Here is an 18,243-nt window from a genome sequence, read left to right on the forward strand (position 1 = left end):
CAATCCGAAAGTATGAAACATCTATTTTTTGCCATCCTCACCTGTCTGATTCTGGCTTCATGCTCGGAAATCAGTACCGATCCGGCCCCAGCTCGCGCAACGCGCACGGCCCAAACGGTAACAATAACCTACGCTAAGACAGCTAGTACCATCGCCAACGACACGCTGCTACAAGGCGAGCAACTGAATGTGTACGTGTTGACCCCCACCGCTAATGCTGATGGAACACTCAGCTATCCAGCCATCACATCGGCTACGGCACCTACATTCACTACCTCCAGCTTCACCACGGCGGCACAGTCATACACTGTAGCTACTAACTTGACAGTAGCTGAGAATACACCTAGCACAGGCATGCGCATCGTGCTAAGGACCACTAACCGCCCTGGCCGCCGCGCTGGCTCACAGCGTCTAACGGCCGCAGTTCTCATCAATGGCGAGAGTAAAGCAACGATTAATCATCAAGGTACAAACTTCTCGCGCACGGCACCAGCCAGCGGTGGATTCTTCACCACTACCTTGGACACCAACGTTTCGGTCTATACCTTCTAGCCTGCTGATGCTGTAAGTGTTCCTTCTTGAATGCTGCCCCTTAATCGCCCGCTGTTGAATAATGGCGGGCGATTTGTGTATAAATCTTTTTCATTTAAGAAACGGGTGTGCATTAAGATGTGATGACCAGGCTAGCTACCCATAATTTTGTAGCTGAGTTAATGGCAGTTGCACCATTTAGCATAAAAAGTGTGCGTTAGGCCTTGCTAAACCGCGAATGAGCTGTACTTTTGTCGAACCAAAGCGCAATAGGCGCGGCAGTAGAGCACAAAATTGGGGGATTAGCTCAGCTGGCTAGAGCGCTTGCATGGCATGCAAGAGGTCATCGGTTCGACTCCGATATTCTCCACCAAAGATGTGAATGCGCACAAAAAGGCCGACCAGTTTCCTGGTCGGCCTTTTTGTTGTGTTGCTACTGTGAGCTTGGCGCTACACGAACAGGCCTTCCACCGAGAGGTACCGCTCGCCGGTATCGTAGCAGAAGGTGAGGATGCGGCCGCCCTGGGGCACGTCGGGCAGCTTCTTGGCGATGGCGGCTAGGGAAGCTCCCGAGGAAACCCCTACGAACAGGCCTTCCTCGCGGGCCGCGCGGCGAGTGAAGTCGAACGCTTCCTGCTGCGATACTTGGATGGCGCCATCGAGGACATTGGTGTGGAGGTTGTCGGGGATGAAGCCAGCCCCGATGCCTTGAATGGGGTGCGGCCCGGGGGCGCCACCGCTGATGACCGGCGAGGCTTCGGGCTCAACGGCGAAGGTTTTCATGTTGGGGAACGTCGGCTTCAGCACTTCGGCTACGGCCGTGATGTGGCCGCCGGTGCCCACGCCCGTAATGTAGAAATCGAAACCTTCGGGTGCGTCGCGCAGGATTTCCTGGGCCGTGGTTTCAGCGTGGATTTGCGGGTTGGCGGGGTTGGAGAATTGCATGGGCAGCCAGGCGCCGGGCGTGTTAGCCACGATTTCCTGCGCTTTCTCAATGGCGCCTTTCATGCCCTTTTCGCGGGGGGTAAGTTCCAGGTTGGCACCGTAGGCGGCCATGAGGCGGCGGCGCTCGATGCTCATGCTCTCGGGCATGACGAGGGTAAGCTTGTAGCCTTTGACGGCGGCAACCAAGGCCAGACCAACACCGGTGTTGCCGGAGGTGGGCTCCACAATGAGGCTGTCTTTGGTGAGGGTTCCATCCTTTTCGGCTTGCTCAATCATGCTCAGGGCAATACGGTCTTTGATAGAACCACCGGGGTTGGCACGCTCCAATTTCACCCATATTTCCACGTCGGGGCGGGTGTCGGCGAATAGACGATTGAGGCGTACCAGCGGGGTATTACCAATGGTTTCGAGAATGGAATTGGCTTTCATTTGTGTGGTGAGTGAATGAGAAATTGGCTGAATGCTTGGGGTTGAAAGGAACGGCAAAAATGAGCAAAGAATGCTTCACTTACTCAATTAGCCATTCACTTATTAAATAGAAAAGACCAACTCCGCGGCGGGGTCCACGCTGCGGGAAATCTGGATGTGGGCACGGTGGTAGACGCGGGAGTGGGAAGGCACACTTTCGGTAAGCCACACATTGCCGCCGATGATGCTGTGCGCTCCTACCACCGTGCTGCCGCCAAGGATGGTAGCCCCCGCGTAAATCACGACGTGGTCTTCGATGGTGGGGTGACGCTTGGTGCCCTGCAACCCTTTGGTAACGCTGAGGGCGCCTAAGGTAACACCTTGATACACCTGCACGTTGGCCCCAATGATGGCCGTTTCGCCGATGACCAGGCCCGTGCCATGGTCGATGCAAAAAGCCGCCCCGATATGGGCCCCCGGATGAATGTCGATTCCCGTACGCTGATGGGCATATTCGCTGAGCAGGCGCGGCAAGCGCGGCAGGCCCCGTTGGTGCAGGGCGTGCGCTATGCGATACAGCGCCGTGGCGTAGAAACCAGGGTAGGAACTGATGATTTCGCCCAACCCCTGGGCGGCGGGGTCGCTGGCCAGAATGGCGCTGGCATCACGCAGCAGGGCATTGCGCAAAACGGGGAGCTGCGCCGTAAACTCATCGACCAGCGCGGGCGCGGGCGCGGGCAAGTCGGGCACCTGCGCCAGCAAAGCGGCCAGCTGCGACCGGAAGTGGTAGAGCTCCGAGGAGACGGCATCGACGCTGGACAGGGGCCGCTCGGCACGCTGCGGAAAAAGAAGCCTTAGTAATCCGTCGGCCAGGGCGCAGAAGGCAGCGCCGGGCAAGGCATCAGGGACGGATGCATGAGCCTGGGCTAGCTCAGCAGCAAAAGAATCGGGAAGCACAATAACAGAAAAAAGGAGTACTAAAGAACCGGGGGAGTTAACCAGTTGGGGTAGCGAAGGTTTTGGCCCGGCACGCAACGGTCATTCCCCTTCGACCGTTTAGCCGAAGTATTGGCCGTATCAGGCTAAGCTTGGTGAAAAGATACTCCTTTCCTTCTTAATCAAAATAATATGTCCGACACGACCATCATCAAAGTTGATTCACATTACTCCCCCCAAGGCGCCGACGGCGAAAAATATCTGGCCTCGGGCAAGCACGTAGCCATGCGCATGTGGGAAAACGAGCAGCCTGGGGAGCCCAAAGCACCCTCTTCGCGCTCTTACGAAACGGTAGGCTACGTACTCAGTGGCCGCGCCGAGCTGCACCTGGCCGGCCAGACGGTGCTGCTGGAGCCGGGCAACTCGTGGGTAGTGCCGCAAGGGGCTGAGCACACGTACAAAATCCTCGAAAGCTTCTCGGCCGTGGAAGCAACCTCGCCCCCATCGCAAGTGCACGGGCGCGAAGAAAAATAAACTACCCGCGTTGAAGACATTCATGCTGAGCCTTTACTCAGCATGAATGTCTTTTTTGTTTCTTGCTCCTCTCTCCTACTTTCTTATTTCTTATGAAAACCCGTGAACTCGGTCATTGCTGAGCGAAGGCGGACCAAAACTGGTGAATTGGTGAGGTCCTCGGCTGAGGCAATGCGAGAGAGTACCCGAGCTTAGCTCGTGACACGGACCAGCTGCTCTTGCAGGGTACTTAGTGGGCCAACCAGCCAGTCGTACACCATTTTTGTTAGAGATGCTTCCTGAAAAGGCTTGGTGAGGTAGTCATTCATGCCAGCGGCCAAGCACTTGTTGCGCTCGCCTTTGATGGCATTGGCGGTGAGAGCAATGATAGGAATTGGGCGTTCAGCCTGCTGACGGATAAGGGCCGTGGCTTCGTAGCCGTTCATGACGGGCATTTGCACGTCCATCAAAATCAGGTCGAACTCCTGTTTTTGGGCTAAGTCCACGGCAATTTCGCCGTTCTCGGCCTCGGTTACTTCCATTTCGGCATTACTGAGAAAGATGTTGGCAAGCATGCGGTTGAACATGTTGTCCTCCACCAGCAGAATACGTTTGCCGCGCAGGGCGTGCTGGAGGCCGCTCACGTTGGCGGTATCTTTCTGGGGCACGTCCTGTGGGCTACCTACCGGCAAGCGCAGGGCAAATCGGCTGGTAGTCCCCGCGTGCTTCTGGCTTTCAATCCGCAGCTCGCCGCCCAGCAGTTCCACCAGGCTTTTGCTGATGCCCAGGCCCAGGCCCGAGCCCCCAAACTTGCGGGTAACCGAAGAATCTTCCTGACTGAAATCGTCGAATACCTGCGCCAGATACTCCGCATTGATGCCAATGCCGGTGTCCTGCACGGTGAACTCAATCACGGCTTCGTCGGCCGTGGGGTGCTCCACGAGCGCGCAAGCAAGGCTCACTGTGCCCTTCTCCGTGAACTTGACCGAGTTGCCAATCAGGTTGAGCAGGATTTGGGTGATGCGGTACGGGTCGCCTAACAGCACGGCAGGCAGGCCGGGGTCGAGGTGCGTGACAAAGGTTAGGCCCTTTTCCTCGGCTTTGTACTGGAGAGTCTTTGCAACCTGGGTACAGACTCCGGCGGCGCTGAAGCCGATTTTCTCGATTATCATGCGCCCGGCCTCAATTTTCGATAAATCGAGAATGTCATTGATAATGACGAGCAGATTATCGGCCGAGTCTGAAATGGCGTGCAAATAGCTGGTTTGCGTAGGAGTGAGGGTAGTTTTGGCCAGCAACTGGCTCATACCCAGAATAGCATTCATCGGGGTGCGAATTTCGTGGCTCATGTTGGCCAGGAAATCCTGCTTGGCGTGGGTGCTGATTTCGGCTAAGGCCTTGGCTTCCCGCAGGCTGGCCTCCAGGTGCTTCTGGGGGGTCACGTCGAGGTAGATGCCGATGGAGCCGATAAGCTGATGCCTGTCGTCGTAGAGCGGAGCGCCGCTCACCAGCACCCATTTTTTCTCCCCGGTCTTGGTGGTGATGGTGATTTCGTAGGAGTCGGAAATGCCTTGCTCGCGGATTTGCGCTTTGCTTTCTACCAGTTCCAAATCCTGGCCCGACACCATCAGCGGCGCTACCTGGTGGCCCTCCAGCTCTTGGCGGCGGAAGCCAGTCATGTCGCAGAAGCTCTGGTTGGCGTAAATCAAATGGTCGTCAAGGTCAGCTTCCACCAAGCCGAGCGACATGTTTTCGATGATGCTGCGGTATTTTTCTTCGCGCCGCTTCAGGTCTTCCTGGACTTTAGTGCGGGCCGTGATGTCTTCGTATTTCCAGAGGTGACCAATGTAGCGGTCCTGGTCGTGAATAGGAGAAAAGTCTCGCTGAATAATTCGGCCGTCGCACAGGGCCAGCACATCACCAATGACGGGCTTTTTTTCATGCAGGATGGATTTAATCCGCTCCAGGTACTGATCGGGCTTTTCGAAATAGTTTTTGGACCCTTCGGTCAGCCAGGCCCCATCTCTCCCCACAAGCCGGGTGGGCGGAACGGGCATATCGAGCAGGCTGCAAAAAGCCTCGTTGGTAAGCACTATTTTCCGGTTCTCATCCTCGAGCACGAGGCCTTCCTGAAAGTTGGCAATAACCGTTGACAGCCGCCGGGAAGAGATTTCGAGGTCATTGCGAACCTCTTTGAGTGCTGAAATATCGGTGTTGGAACCCGTAAAAATTACCGGCTCGCCTTGGGCATCACGCTCAGTGATAATGCCGCGCGACAGCACCCAGGTATACGAGCCGTCTTTGCGCCGCAGTCGGTGCTCGCTGACGTACAGGGGTGTTTTACCACTTAAATAATTATCGAAAGCCTGCAAGGCTGACGCTTGGTCATCGGGGTGAACGTGGGTACGCCACGTAGTCGCAACATCCGGAAATTCCTCGTTCCGGTAGCCTAATATTGACTTATAGGCAGTGGAGTAGGAAATTTCATTCGTGGTAAAGTTGCGCTCCCAAGTGCCATCGCCGAAGCCCTCCACGGCCAGGCGCCAGCGCAGGTCGCTTTCGCGCAGCGCCGTTTGGGCCATCCTAAGCGGAGTAATATCGACCAGAATGCCGCTGTATACCATTCCGGTCTTGTCGCTGCTCGTTACCACGGCGCTGCCCCGCATCCAGCGCACTGGCTGGCCGGCCACCACGATGCGGCCTTCGTACGACCACGGCGAACGAGTCTGGGTGGCGTCCTTCATCGACTGCGCAAAGGCGTGCGCATCATCGGGATGGATGTAGTCCGACATACGGATGATTTCCTCAGCCACAATACCAAACAGCTCGTACAGCTTGGGGCTTACGTACTGAAACTTAAAGCTCCCATCTGCATTCAGGCGCCATTCGTAGAGGACGCCCGGCACGTTTTCGGCCAGTGCCCGGAACCGCTGCTCGTTCTCAATCAGATTGGACTGTATTTTTTTCCACTCCGTGATATCTTCCAGCAGGCCAGCTATCATCACTACTTCACGCTGCTCATTATAGATGGGCTGCGCTTTAACCCGAATCCAGTCAGCCGTTCCGGCGGGTATCCGCGGGTTGCGCATTTCGTACTCAAACGGGGTTTGAGCTTGCAAGCTGGCCCTGATGCGGGTCAGCGTATTGAGGTCGGCCAGGCATGGACGCAGAAACCAGACGGGCCATTGCTCCAGCACTTCGTGCAGCTCCAGGCCACAGAGCCTCGTGAAACCCTCGCTAACCCACGTAACGCGGCCGCTCGCATCGGTGAGCAGTACGCCGGTGTACAGTTCCTGCATCAGCAGCACGAACTGGTCCTGATTCGGAAACACCGTCGCCGCCGGGAGGTGGTCTACCGACAGCGCTCCGGCTAGCTGGGCCCGGAGAGCGGCGTTCTCAGCCTGCTGCTGCTGAAGCGCCAATTCAAGCTCTGCGCGGGTCATAGAAGAGATGTTCACGAACGTATAATAAGATATAAATAAGGGGCTCGAATAGGTAGGCGAAATCGGGGGATACGAAATTAACCATATTAAACCATCATTCAATCCCTTAGACTGAAATGTATAGTCTGGCCCCTACCTCGGTAAGCACCAGGGTATATTTACTGACAGGTCGCTAATGGGTTGCCTTTATTTTGCAGCCGAGCTTTTGTACTTCGGGCCCCTCCCCCCTATCAAGCCAGACGGGGAACCCTCAATCACGTAGAACGCAGCCTTTGCTGCGTTGCGTTGAGCGACTACTAGCTAACAGGCAAGCTATTGCATCGAAAAAAATCAACGCGGCGCGCTGAACGACTACGGCATTGCACCCAGCCCCAACACCTCTACTGGGGCTTAAACACAAGCGTGAAACCCCGCCCCACGTCCCGGCAGGTTTAGTACCTCAACTCAGCTTTCTCACTTCACCAGTTCCACACCCAGAATCCGGTCGCCGATTTCGAGCTTGTGCAAGACATCCATCCCACCCATCACTTGGGCGAAAATGGGATAACGGCCATCCAGATGCGGAGTGGGCGTATGGGTAATGAAAAACTGGCAGCTCTCGGTGTCCTTGCCCGCCGAGGCGAGCCCCACACTCCCCTCCTCGTAGCACAGGTCGCCAAACTCGGAGCGCAGGTTGTAAGGGGCGCTGCCATTGCCGTCGCCGCGCGGGTCGCCGCCCTGGGCCACGAAATTGGGCACCACGCGGTGGAAATACAGGCTATCGTAGAAATGCTGGCCGATGAGCGTCACAAAGCTGGCTACCGCGCCGGGTGCCTCGTTGGGCTTCAGTTCGAGCAGGATAATGCCTCGGGTGGTACGCAGCTGCACTTGCTGACCAAGCGGCACGCTTTGCACCACCACCCAATCGATGGGGTGCTGCTGGGCCGTGGCAATGGGCGACGGCGTGGGTTTCGCGGCCTTTTCCAGCTTATCCAGGGCTTGCTGAATGCCCTGCCAGGCCTCAATTTCGCGGGGCAGTTGCAGCTTGGCCTGGGCCTGGTGCAGGGCCGCAAGGTCGGCCGGCTGCGTTGCGGGGTAAAGCTTGGGGTCAGCGAGGGCTTCGGCCGCGGTACTGATCTGGGCTACGTCGCCGCTGGCTAACGCCTGGCGCATGGCGGCCGCAAAATCGGCGTGGCGGGCGGGCGGAAATGCCGGATGGCGACGAATTGGGAGCAGCGCCGCCAACGCGTAGCCCGCCACTACCGGCGACTGAGCGGCGGCAAAAGCTTCGGTGCGCACGAAGTCAAACGTAGTAGGGTCTTCGCTCAGGGCTTCCAGCAAAAAGCCTTTTTCATAGACGGTGGCAACTGCCCGATAGCGCTTCTTAATGGTTTCGACGAGGCTGGGCCGGGCGGCGGGGCTGGCGTGGTGCACGGCGGCCCGCAGCAGCGCCGCCCGCACCCGGGGCGAGGCCTGCTTGTTGCCATCGGCCAGGGCTGCCAGCGCAGCGCCGGACTCACCTTTGGCATGAGCCAGCAGCCATTCGGCAGCCGTGAGGGCCACCGGCGCCCGGTCGTGGCGCAGAGCATAAAAAACGGCAGTACGGCTGGTAGAATAGGTTTCTGCGCCAAAAGGCAAGGCTCTAACAGCGCTGATTCGAACTCGATAATCGGGGTCTTTAGTGGCCAGCCGGGCCAGTACGGTGGCTGGGCTGACCGATGACGTGGCCACCTCGGGGGCTGGGGAGGTCGCGGCCGCAATTTTACCAAGGGCAGTGGCCGTGGCAGCCCGTACGGCATAAGCCCGGTCTTTTACTGCCAATCGGAGCAGCGTCGCTTCGGCCATTTTTGCCAAGTCGGCATCGTAGCCCCGCGTGCGCGCCAGGCCTACCACTGCCGCCAGACGACTGCGGGCCGGCAGTTTGGTCGAATTCAGCACCAGCACCGTGCGCCGAATACTCTCGGGCGAGCGGAGGCCGCGCAGGGCGGCGCGGCTCAGGCCCCAGGCCAGGGCCGCAACACGGGCGGTATCGTCCAAGGTTTCGGTGCGCCACAGTTCCGGCAAGCTGCGGCGGGTGACGGTGCGGCCCAGGGCCTCGTGCACGTAGCGGCGCACGAGGCCGTCGGTTTCCTTCAGCACGCGAACCTGTAGGCTGTCCACGGCCGTGCTGTCGCCGATTTGGCCGAGGGCGTAGGCAGCGGCGCGCTGCACATCGGCGTCATAGTCGCGCAGCAGCGTAATCAGGCCGGGCACCGCCGCCGGCGCCTGCACTGATGCAAATGCCAGGGCGGCTTCACGGCGGTAAACGGGATTGATGTTGGTCAGGAAGGGCAACAGCGCGGCGGTGTTGCGCTCATCCTGCGCCGTGCCAATCTGCCGGATGGTGGCGTCGTGGTATTTATTAGCCAGGTCGGCGCTGGGACGCGGGGTGCGGGCGCAAGCGACCAGCAACAACAGCAATGGCCAGAGACGGAGGGAACGAAGCATGATATACGAACGAGAAAAGAACAAAACTCCCCTCCTTGCAAAGGACGGGATGTTCCAGCAAAGCTGGAACGGGGGTGGTAAGCTCGTTGAACGACTCGCGGCTGGGTTGTTGGGGGAGTGGGGAGGAGTAATGTTTAGAGGTCGTGAGTTGCGCTCATCGGGGCAATACCAATTAGCGGGTTCAACGCTTGCAAACGAAGTTCAACGCCGGCAACCACCCCAATTTCAGCTTCGCTGAAATGTCCCCTCCTTGGTAAGGAGGGGAGTTGTGCTGTACTGCTCAGCCTAGCGCGGCCATCTCGGCCTCAAGCCGGGCGAAAAGCACCTCATTGCCCTGCTGCTGATACCCGGCCAAGGCGGTTTCAAAGCTTGGCAAGCTGCGGGTGAAGGCTTGCAAATTATCCGCGGTGATAGCCGTGAAGTGCCGGCCGTAGCCCATTTTTTCTATCTCTGCGGCATTGAGCCATTGCTCGAACTGCGCTGGGATGGGAATGGCGCACACGGGCTTGCGCAAAAATACGGCTTCTGAAATCAGCGAGAAGCCGCCGTTGGTGACTACGGCCCGGCAGCTGGCCAAATCGGCAATGAAGCCGGCTTCGGAGAAGGCGCGCAGCTGCACATTGCCGTGGTCCTCTTCTTTGTTGAAGCCGTAGACGCGGAATTCCTCATTGGACAGCTGTTGGAGCAGCGGCACCAGGTTTTGCTGCGTGGTGGCCGATTGGTAGACCAGAATGTGGCGGCCCTTTGTGGGCGAGGCCGCCAGAATTTCGGGGCGAATAATGGGTGGCACCAGCGTGGTGTTGGGCTTGCGCAGGGGCAGGTTGAAGAAGGTGGTGACGAAGTAATGCTGGCTCCGCGGCAGCTTTGCCCGCACGATGTTTTTAGCCAGCATATAGTTATCGAACTCTGCTTCGGGCATCTCCACGTCCAATTTTGCCCGATTGATAATCTGCATATTATCAATACTAATGATGGGCAGACGCCGTATTTTAGCAAAGAGGTAGCTGAACGACTCAAAATCGGAAATAATTAATTCCGGCTCAAAATGACGGAGCAATTCGCGGTACTTGGCGAAGTTGACGCGCAGGTCGTCGGGGGCGGTGCGCAGGGTGAGGGCGGTGGTGCGCGCCTTGCTCACGGCCAGCCCCCGGTAGGCCAAGTGGAAGCCCCGGATTTCGTGTACCCGACTGGGAAAGGCCGCCGCCAGCATGGTGTAGGCGCGGCTACTGCTCACCACACACACCTCGTGCCCGCGAGCCAGCAAATGACCAATGACAACTTTGCTGCGGGTGGCGTGGCCCAGGCCCTCACCGGGCACTCCGTATAGAATCTTCATGCCGCAAAGATGACGGCTGGAAGAAGTTATTCAATCCTGGCCCGCCAGCCAGTCATCAATACGCTTCTGCTCAGCAAGAAACTCGGCATACGACCCATCAAATCCCACGGTGGGATGATGGGCATCAATTTCTGGCCCGCCCCGAAACGTTAGGTGCACCACCGTGAACCGAACCGGGTCGTTGACGTGCTGAAACAGCACATCATCGTTCCCCGTGGATATAGCCACGGCCCGCACCGGCACCCCGAACAGCAAATGCCCAGCAATTACTTCGCGCTGCAGCTCGGCCAGCAGCCCCCTGGCGCTACTGGGGCTGGGCCGGGCCCAATAGGCGGGCAGAAGCAGGCGCTCATGAGTATTCATTGGTGTTCGTTAGCAAATTACTGCCCCGTGCGCGATGCTCCGGCTCCGGGTACCTAACCACAGAATAGCGAGCAGCAAGAATAACAAGATTGGCGCAGCACACGGCGGCAACCAGGTACCGGACCAGCGGTAACGACAGCTCTGTAGTCCGCGTCGGCGGCGGACACCCGAACGATAGTACGCTGGCAAACTAAACGGTTACGAGCCGTAATTTAAGCATTTTAAGCGCCGAAACCGACGTAGGGCGCGTAGCAGAAGCTGGCCAGGTCACAACAGTTCCAGTAGTTTCGGCCCGATTTTCGTTTTCGAAAGCGTAACGCTAATTTTTGTCTCTTATGAAATCTATATTTCCGCCGCTCTCCTTTCGGCGTTCGGCCAGCGCCAGCATTCTGGCGGCGGCTGCCCTTCTGCTAGCCACTTCGTGCTCGGCCCCGCGCGCCATTGTGGCCACGGGCAAAGTCACGCCGCAGGGTGAGTTCCGGGTGGGCTACAACCAGGGCTTCAACCTCGCCACGGCGCCGCTGAGCAAGGCCGGCAGTGCCGTAAAATCTGCCGCCAGCCAGGCCGCGAGTCAGGAGAAAGTCGATTACAGCGACGCCACCACCAAGCTGCAAGCCGCCGCCCTCGCCTACATCCTGGACCCGGTGCAGCCCACCGCCGACCTGAACATTCGCTACGGCATCGTTCCGCGCCTCGATGCGGGCTACAAATACGCCTTTGGCTCGCACGTTTTTGATGCCCAGTACCAGTTGCTCGGCCCCACGGGCACGCCCGAAAATCCCGGCGCGGGGGCAGTGAGCGGGGCCACCTACGCCAGCATCGGCCTGCAGTTTGCTACTCAGCGAGCCAAACTACCCAGCATACCCTTCCTGTCGGACATCAACTCGGTGCTCAACTTCCGGGCCACCCGCAACGACATACTCATTCCGCTAACCTTCAGCCAATCCTTTGGGCCAGAGGAGGAAATCGGGGCCATCAGCTATGGCTTGGCCTACGCGCACAGCTGGGTGAGCTATGGCTTTGCGCCCGAAAAAATATTCAATGGAGCAGCGAAGGTGCCGGAACTGCCATTGCAGTCGCGTAATTTTTCGTCCTTCGGCGGCTTCGTCAACCTGAAGCTGGGCTACCGCTATTTCTACGTCATCCCGGCGGTGTCGGTCTTCTACCAGAACTACGGCGACTACGCCCTGCTCAATGGCGCCAGCACCTCCCTTAGCGGCGTCACCTTCGTGCCCTCGCTGGGCTTTCAGCTACGCATTCCCAATCTCATGAAGTAGTGGGTTGGTGGGTTAAAACGGTTTCGAGAGCTGATAAGGCTGAAGCTGTTTAGGAAGTCACCTTTGGCGGTCATGCAGAGCGCAGCGAAGCATCTCGCATGCTTCAACTAATTAGTGGTGGTACGCGAGATGCTTCGCTGCGCTCTGCATGACGTTCTAGGGTGAGTGGACCGTAATCAGCAACGGGCCTTTTCCATGCTAACAGGCCGTCCTGCGGAGCTTGTCGAAGCATCGCTACCGACCAATTTGGGGCGGCTCAAGCGGTAGCGATGCTTCGACAAGCTCCGCAGGACCGTTTATTTCGTTACGGTCCACTCACCCTATGTAATTTCTCTGAATTTCTAAGCAGTTTCGACGTAGGGGTGGGGCCGCAACCCAACCTCGGCAACGTTCTGATGGCGCTTGATATTTGAGTAGAGTAGCCGGGCCCGGCCCACAAATCCGGCCTTTAGTGACGTTCTTTGTCCCCCATTTTTGAATAAATTAGACCTTGCCCCGTCGGCTAGTCCTATCCATTCCCGCCACTCCACTCATCGACTCCATGGAAGCCCCCAACCCCGAATTCATGCGCGAGGCCATTCGCCTATCTATTGAGAAAATGCGGGCCGGGCACGGCGGGCCCTTCGGCGCGGTGGTGGTGAAAGATGGTAAAATCATTGCCCGCGGTTTCAACCAGGTCACCAGCACCCTCGACCCCACTTGCCATGCCGAGGTTGACGCCATCCGCAAGGCCTGCGCCGCGCTGGGCACCTTCCAGCTCGATGGCTGCGACCTCTATACCAGCTGCGAGCCCTGCCCCATGTGCCTGGGGGCCATTTATTGGGCCCGGCCAGCGCGGGTATTCTACGGCAACACCAAAGCCGATGCCGCAGCCATCGGCTTCGACGACCAGTTTATCTATGAAGAGTTGGACCGCCCCCTCGATGCCCGCCGCCTGCCCATGACCCAACTGTTGCGCGACGAGGCGCTGGCCAGCTTCCAGGCCTGGGAAGAGCGGGAAGACCGCACGCTTTACTAGAGCCGTTTCGTGCTGTAGCGCGGACTTTTAGTCCGCGAGTCCACCAGACCAGCTGACGTGCGAACTAAAAGTCCGCGCTACGGGACACCGACTCCGAAACCGCGCTAAGTTGATTCTACTATAGATACCGAGACCGTTCCCTAGCCGCACTATGGCAAGCAGTTAAGGCACTGAGTCAAAGCGTAGCGACAGATTCGTAAAATTAAAGCGAGAAAGAATATCAAAGCCGGGTGTTCGGTGACCGATTCGTGAGATGAATCGGTCACCGAACACCCGGCTTTCCCCGTTCCTGCTGCCTACTCTCCATACCAGACTATTCCAAGCACTGCCCACCCAGCTACGGGCTGAAAACGCATCCACTCTAGCCGCCGCAGGCTCCACGTAGGTGACGCCCATTGGTAGAGACGAAAGGAGACGGCAGGAGGCCCCAACCCCCTAATGAAGCCTCCTACCTCTCAGCGATGACAATGCAGCTGCATTCGAATTCTTCCTCACGTTTTGCTTTCGCTTTTTGAGCAACCGCAAAAGTCGAAAGCAAAATCAATCCGGATTTGCTTTCGCTTCTTGAGTAGCTTGAAATAGCGAAAGCAAATAGCGGGGAAATTTGCGCTATGTTTTTGCGATGCTTGGAAACGGTAAAGCAGAAGGCTGCCGCCGTGAAGCCGCATCCGGCCACCCATGGCAAGTACTACCGGTGCTGGCGCAAGCTGACGCTGTTCGACCGCGACGGGTGACTGGGACGCAGTGCCAAAACGGGACCGGGCGGCGAGCTGCTGCACAAAATGGCTTACCTGCAACGGGCCGGCCGAGCGGTATCGCGAATATCAGCATTGGCGGCAGCCCGATTGGCTTCTATGACCCGCTGCGGCAGGTGGCACAGGAAGCCAACAAAGACAGCGGCCAATTCTTCTGCTTGGCCTTGGCTGCTTAACGCTCAACTGCTCATTAAAACCCAGCGCTCTACCGGTCTGATTCGCTGGATTCGGGCCGGGGAAGGGTGCCGTTGGCAAATTCTTCGGTGAAGATGCGGTAGCGGTCGAGGATGGAGCGCACGGAACGGCGCAGCACGATTTCGCCCATGGGGCCTTCGGGCACGCTCACTCCCGAGGCGTAGCCGTTCCAGACGGCGCGGTTGGTTTTTACGTCGATGAGGGTGACGAGCAGCGTGCCTTCAGCCAGGAGTAGGCGCACGGGCTGGTAGCCTTGGCGGTCTTCTTTGGGGGTGTCGTCGTTTTCCTCAATGTTGCGCTTTATCCACTGGCTGAGGTCTTCCTGGGCAAAGCCGTGGAAGTTCATGTCGCCCTGGTACACGCGGAAGTTCACCAGCATGTCGGGGCGGCGGCGGGCCAGGCGGTAGCCCTGAGCCAGCAAGCGCTGCTGAATAGCCTCGCGCACCGACTTTCCCAGGCGGCTGCTGTCGGCAGTCAGGCCAGTGCCGGTGACAAAATCATAGGTGCGGTACTGCCGGAAATTGCCACGGTAGCTGTAATCCGAATCGACGCGGGCCTCCCTGGTCGTCATGCAACTGGCCAGGGCGGCCGTAACTAGAAAAAGGGCTAAACGGCTAAGAGTACTTGCAAGGGGCATAAATGTGGGAATTGGCGTTTGAAAGAATTCTCTAGTTACGAAAAAAAACGCGTTTAAGACCTAGTAGTCAACCAGAACATTGCCGACGGGATTTGCTGCGACGGTAGGCAACACGGGGCAAGCAGCGAAGGCATTCGACCAGGTTGACGCACAAAAGCACCCCTGCCCTGAAGGCGGCGGCGGTCGAAAATGGCGCGCAGCCCGCACCCAGCGCACTTTGGGCACCGGGCGCGGGCGGGCGGCGCACACTACGCCCGCTCGATAGCGGGGGCTGACGGCCGGTATCGTTGGGCTTACCGGGCCGGCCCCGGAAGGCGGCGGTGCGGCGGTGATGGCGCGCATTACCGCAGCAGCTACCGTCCGATTCAAGGCGGATTGCTGGCGGGCTTGAATCGGCGCTGAGGCCCGCGCGCAGGGGGCGGGCCAGCAGAATCTGGAACGTTGAAGTCATGGGAGCCGGGCCGGGAATATGCTTACTAAATTACGTAAACCGGCCTGGCAGTCAAAGCTTAGCGGTAGCCGGCGGCTTGCAGCGCAAACAGCTCGGCGTAGCGCCCGCCCTTGGCCAGCAGAACCTCGTGCGAGCCAATTTCCACGAACTGACCGTTTTCAATTACGAGGATGCGGTCGGCCATGCGCACGGTGCTGAAACGGTGGCTGATGAGGACGGCAGTTTTCCCTTTTGTTAATTCTGCAAAACGCTGGAAAACCTCGTGCTCGGCGCGGGCATCGAGGGCGGCGGTGGGCTCGTCGAGGATGAGCAGCTGGGCGTCGCGCATGTAGGCGCGGCCGAGGGCAATCTTCTGCCACTCGCCCCCGCTCAGGTCCACGCCCCCGTTGAAGCGGCGACCAATCATCTGGTCGTAGCCGCCGGGCAGCTTCGCGATTACCGAATCGGCGAGGCTCTGCTGAGCGGCGGTTTCGATGCGGGGCTGGTTCTGGCGCTCCTCGATGCGGCCCACGGCGAGGTTTTGCCCGGCCGGCAGCTGGAAGCGCACAAAATCCTGGAAAATGACGCCGATTTCCTGGCGCAGCTCGGCGGGGTCGTACTCGCGCAAATCGTAGCCATCGAGCAGGATGCGGCCCTCCGTGGGGTCATACAAGCGGGCCAGAAGCTTGACCAGCGTGGTTTTACCTGCGCCGTTTTCGCCCACTAGGGCCAGCTTCTCGCCGGCCTCCAGCTTGAACGAGAGGTTACGAATGGCCCATTTTGTGCCATTTTTGTACTGGAACCCGACGTTTTCAAACTCAAACCCCTGTTGGATGGGGCGGGGGAAAGGCCGGGCCGTTTCGCCGGTAACCACCTGCCGCACAATGCGAGGCCGCAGGGCAAAGAAATCGAAAAAGTCTTGTAAGTACAAGGCCCCATCGGCCACCGAGCTAAAACGGCTGAGAATGCCTTCGAGCAGGCCGCGCAGCCGGGCGAAGGAGCCGGCCAGGAAGGTGAGCTGGCCCAGCGAGATGCTGCCGGACACGGTGCGGGCGATGATGTAGACGTAGGCGCCGTAGTAGCCGGCCGCGCCGACGGCGGCGAAGAGCGTGCCCCAGCCGGCGCGACGCAGCACGAGGGTTTTATTTTGGCGGTAGAAGTCGTCGGACAACTCACGGAAGCGGTTTATCAGGAACCCGGAGAGGCCAAAAATCTTGACTTCCTTGGCGGTTTCGTCGGAGGCGCCGGTTTGGCGAAGGTAGTCGAGCTCGCGGCGTTCGGGCGTCCAGGAGTGCGAGAGGGAGTAGCTGCGCTCGTTGAAGTGCGACTCGCCGAGGAAGGCGGGCACCACCGCCAGCAGCAGCAGCGCCAACAGCCAGGGCTGGAAGGCCACCAGCCCGCCGGCCAGCAGCACGAGCGTCACCAGGTCTTGGCCCTGGCTGAGCACCTGGCTCATGAGCACGGTGCGGGAGAGGGTTTGACGGCGGGCGCGCTCCAGCTTGTCGTAGAAGGTGCTGTCTTCGAACTGGTCGAGGTCGAGCTCGGCGGCGTGCTCCATGAGGCGGATGGACGACTGATTGGCGAACAAGTCGCCGAGCAGCGAATCGAGCAGGGCCACGCCGCGGCCCAGGGCATCGGCGAGCAGCACGAGGCCGAACTCCAGGGCCACGAGGGTGAGCACGGGCGTGAGCACGCGCTCGGGGGCGGGCAGCCGGGTGAGGGCCACCACGGCGTCGATAATCAGCTTGCCGACGTAGAGCGTGGCCAGTGGCAAAAAGGCCCGCCCGAGGCGCAGCACGATGTTGGCCAGGGCCAGCCGGGGGCTGGTAGCCCAGATGAGTTTCAGGAAGGCGGGCAGGTGGCGCAGGGCCGATACCCGCTCGCGCACGCTCACGGCGGGCTGCTCGGGGCCGCGCCGGCCGTTGGGGTTCTTAGCGGAAATGGATTTCAGGAATTCAAACATGGCCCGAGTACGGACAAGCTTGGGGCCGGGATGGCGGGGCGGCCGTTTTGGCAGGGGGAGTTCCCTAATGTTCGCTAAACGCCATTCATATAGCACCTACTCTCATCCATTTGTAGTGTCTCTAAGGGTAACACATGAACTATATTAGCACCCCGCTTTTTACATTTTGTCAAACTTAGCCTCGCATCGTTTTGCATAACCCGAACTAGGAACTGCACCATGTTTATCCTTCTTGCCCTTGCCATAATATTCGCTGTTCCGGTCTTGGTCATTTATCTAATGATGACCTTTTGGAGATTAAGCGAAATAAAGCACTTAACGGGGCGCGCATATTATGCACGCTTTGCTTGGCTACTCATTCTGGCGGGTGGCCTCACCTTTATTTTCTACCACTGGGCGTCTGTAGTAGCAACGCCTATACCTTCGGCCCATGCGAATGGCAAAAGCGCGTTTCCGTGGGTCAACGAACACCCATTAAGTTTCGTGCTGCTGTGTGGCACTGGAGTCTGTGTCATTCTGATGGTGCACCTCAAACGCTACGTAGCCGGTTTCATTTTTGCGGCCGGAGTGTTACTGGTAGTAGGTCCAATAGGAATTAAGGAGCAGCAGGCCGAAGCAGTGAAAAACGAGTTGAAAGCTGCCCGTGATGCATCGGATGCGTATGATGCCACTGGCTGGCAGAAACCGGTCACCGATTCTTTTCGCCTTCAAGTGGCTCGACGGCATGACCTGCCCACACCGTATGTTGGACCCATATGCCCTTTGGCAGAACCTGGGCTAAGGAACTTGGTACGCCTTCCCAGGCAGCCGGTGCACATCGTTAGCAAAGCTGGGGTAGAGGTCGAGTTTATTGTTGAAGCAACTGGTCAAATTGTGCTTCCGCATGTAACCTATGGCTTGGGCCCCGGCTACGACGACGAAGCGGTGCGCGTCGTACGAAGCCTTCCTCTGTTTTCGCCTGCCCTTGGTAGGGAAGGAAAGCCAATTGCTTCTATTTGGAGAATAACTGTCCCATTTTTCAATTGAC

Annotated in this window: 14 protein-coding genes and 1 tRNA gene; 6 read left to right on the top strand and 9 right to left on the bottom strand. The window is 58.5% G+C overall.

The annotated features are described in order from the left end of the window. The first annotated feature begins 12 nt into the window (after positions 1–12). Both WX88_RS22540 and WX88_RS22545 read left to right on the top strand, forming a co-directional pair. Positions 13–552: a hypothetical protein gene (locus WX88_RS22540; protein WP_046246690.1), complete on the top strand. Its 540-nt coding sequence runs from the start codon at positions 13–15 to the stop codon at positions 550–552. 275 nt (positions 553–827) lie between these two features. After that, positions 828–904 (top strand) — tRNA-Ala (locus tag WX88_RS22545). 77 nt (positions 905–981) lie between these two features. On the opposite strand, the gene cysK is transcribed toward WX88_RS22545, so the two are convergent. After that, positions 982–1,905 (bottom strand): cysteine synthase A, encoded by a 924-nt coding sequence (gene cysK, locus WX88_RS22550; RefSeq protein WP_046246691.1) that lies wholly within the window; start codon positions 1,903–1,905, stop codon positions 982–984. Positions 1,906–2,007: 102 nt separating this feature from the next. After that, complete coding sequence (locus WX88_RS22555; protein WP_046246692.1) at positions 2,008–2,841, bottom strand: serine O-acetyltransferase; 834 nt, start codon at positions 2,839–2,841, stop codon at positions 2,008–2,010. 171 nt (positions 2,842–3,012) lie between these two features. On the opposite strand from WX88_RS22555, the gene WX88_RS22560 reads away from it, so the two are divergent. Further along, a complete protein-coding gene (locus WX88_RS22560) occupies positions 3,013–3,354 on the top strand; it encodes a cupin domain-containing protein (RefSeq protein ID WP_046246693.1) in 342 nt (113 codons plus the stop codon). 191 nt (positions 3,355–3,545) lie between these two features. Here the strand turns inward: WX88_RS22560 and WX88_RS22565 are convergent, their stop codons facing one another. From WX88_RS22565 to WX88_RS22580, 4 genes are all read right to left on the bottom strand, one after another. Further along, complete coding sequence (locus WX88_RS22565) at positions 3,546–6,791, bottom strand: PAS domain S-box protein (RefSeq protein WP_156176355.1); 3,246 nt, start codon at positions 6,789–6,791, stop codon at positions 3,546–3,548. Positions 6,792–7,229: 438 nt separating this feature from the next. After that, positions 7,230–9,242 carry a peptidylprolyl isomerase gene (locus tag WX88_RS29285; protein ID WP_082116242.1) on the bottom strand — a complete coding sequence of 671 codons (2,013 nt, stop codon included), beginning with the start codon at positions 9,240–9,242 and terminating at the stop codon, positions 7,230–7,232. Positions 9,243–9,522: 280 nt separating this feature from the next. After that, positions 9,523–10,578: an MJ1255/VC2487 family glycosyltransferase gene (locus tag WX88_RS22575; protein WP_046246694.1), complete on the bottom strand. Its 1,056-nt coding sequence runs from the start codon at positions 10,576–10,578 to the stop codon at positions 9,523–9,525. A gap of 30 nt (positions 10,579–10,608) precedes the next feature. After that, positions 10,609–10,941, bottom strand: coding sequence for a hypothetical protein (locus WX88_RS22580; RefSeq protein ID WP_052733000.1), 333 nt, complete (start codon positions 10,939–10,941; stop codon positions 10,609–10,611). Between the two features lie 335 nt (positions 10,942–11,276). On the opposite strand from WX88_RS22580, the gene WX88_RS22585 reads away from it, so the two are divergent. Both WX88_RS22585 and WX88_RS22590 read left to right on the top strand, forming a co-directional pair. Continuing rightward, positions 11,277–12,218, top strand: coding sequence for a hypothetical protein (locus WX88_RS22585; protein ID WP_046246695.1), 942 nt, complete (start codon positions 11,277–11,279; stop codon positions 12,216–12,218). Between the two features lie 541 nt (positions 12,219–12,759). After that, complete coding sequence (locus WX88_RS22590) at positions 12,760–13,236, top strand: nucleoside deaminase (protein WP_046246696.1); 477 nt, start codon at positions 12,760–12,762, stop codon at positions 13,234–13,236. Positions 13,237–14,196: 960 nt separating this feature from the next. Here the strand turns inward: WX88_RS22590 and WX88_RS22600 are convergent. From WX88_RS22600 to WX88_RS22605, 3 genes are all read right to left on the bottom strand, one after another. Next, positions 14,197–14,823, bottom strand: a complete 627-nt coding sequence (locus WX88_RS22600; RefSeq protein ID WP_082116243.1) for a DUF4136 domain-containing protein — start codon at positions 14,821–14,823, stop codon at positions 14,197–14,199. A gap of 67 nt (positions 14,824–14,890) precedes the next feature. Continuing rightward, positions 14,891–15,274, bottom strand: coding sequence for a hypothetical protein (locus WX88_RS30400; RefSeq protein ID WP_156176356.1), 384 nt, complete (start codon positions 15,272–15,274; stop codon positions 14,891–14,893). Positions 15,275–15,332: 58 nt separating this feature from the next. Beyond that, positions 15,333–17,216 carry an ABC transporter ATP-binding protein gene (locus tag WX88_RS22605; protein ID WP_082116244.1) on the bottom strand — a complete coding sequence of 628 codons (1,884 nt, stop codon included), beginning with the start codon at positions 17,214–17,216 and terminating at the stop codon, positions 15,333–15,335. 219 nt (positions 17,217–17,435) lie between these two features. On the opposite strand from WX88_RS22605, the gene WX88_RS22610 reads away from it, so the two are divergent. Next, the gene (locus WX88_RS22610; RefSeq protein WP_046246699.1) at positions 17,436–18,242 is read left to right on the top strand and encodes an energy transducer TonB; all 807 of its coding nucleotides are present in this window, start codon (positions 17,436–17,438) and stop codon (positions 18,240–18,242) included. Position 18,243 lies beyond the last annotated feature (1 nt).

The sequence above is a fragment of the Hymenobacter terrenus genome (assembly GCF_000972495.1).
GTDB classification, from domain to species: Bacteria; Bacteroidota; Bacteroidia; order Cytophagales; family Hymenobacteraceae; genus Hymenobacter; species Hymenobacter terrenus.

What these genes read in the sequence shown, in the direction of transcription:
- WX88_RS22540 (WP_046246690.1), top strand. Translation starts at nt 13, where the DNA reads ATGAAACATCTATTTTTTGCCATCCTCACCTGTCTGATTCTGGCTTCA.
- cysK (WP_046246691.1), bottom strand. Translation starts at nt 1,905, where the DNA reads ATGAAAGCCAATTCCATTCTCGAAACCATTGGTAATACCCCGCTGGTA.
- WX88_RS22560 (WP_046246693.1), top strand. Translation starts at nt 3,013, where the DNA reads ATGTCCGACACGACCATCATCAAAGTTGATTCACATTACTCCCCCCAA.
- WX88_RS29285 (WP_082116242.1), bottom strand. Translation starts at nt 9,242, where the DNA reads ATGCTTCGTTCCCTCCGTCTCTGGCCATTGCTGTTGTTGCTGGTCGCT.
- WX88_RS22575 (WP_046246694.1), bottom strand. Translation starts at nt 10,578, where the DNA reads ATGAAGATTCTATACGGAGTGCCCGGTGAGGGCCTGGGCCACGCCACC.
- WX88_RS22580 (WP_052733000.1), bottom strand. Translation starts at nt 10,941, where the DNA reads ATGAATACTCATGAGCGCCTGCTTCTGCCCGCCTATTGGGCCCGGCCC.
- WX88_RS22585 (WP_046246695.1), top strand. Translation starts at nt 11,277, where the DNA reads ATGAAATCTATATTTCCGCCGCTCTCCTTTCGGCGTTCGGCCAGCGCC.
- WX88_RS22590 (WP_046246696.1), top strand. Translation starts at nt 12,760, where the DNA reads ATGGAAGCCCCCAACCCCGAATTCATGCGCGAGGCCATTCGCCTATCT.
- WX88_RS22600 (WP_082116243.1), bottom strand. Translation starts at nt 14,823, where the DNA reads ATGCCCCTTGCAAGTACTCTTAGCCGTTTAGCCCTTTTTCTAGTTACG.
- WX88_RS30400 (WP_156176356.1), bottom strand. Translation starts at nt 15,274, where the DNA reads ATGACTTCAACGTTCCAGATTCTGCTGGCCCGCCCCCTGCGCGCGGGC.
- WX88_RS22605 (WP_082116244.1), bottom strand. Translation starts at nt 17,216, where the DNA reads ATGTTTGAATTCCTGAAATCCATTTCCGCTAAGAACCCCAACGGCCGG.
- WX88_RS22610 (WP_046246699.1), top strand. Translation starts at nt 17,436, where the DNA reads ATGTTTATCCTTCTTGCCCTTGCCATAATATTCGCTGTTCCGGTCTTG.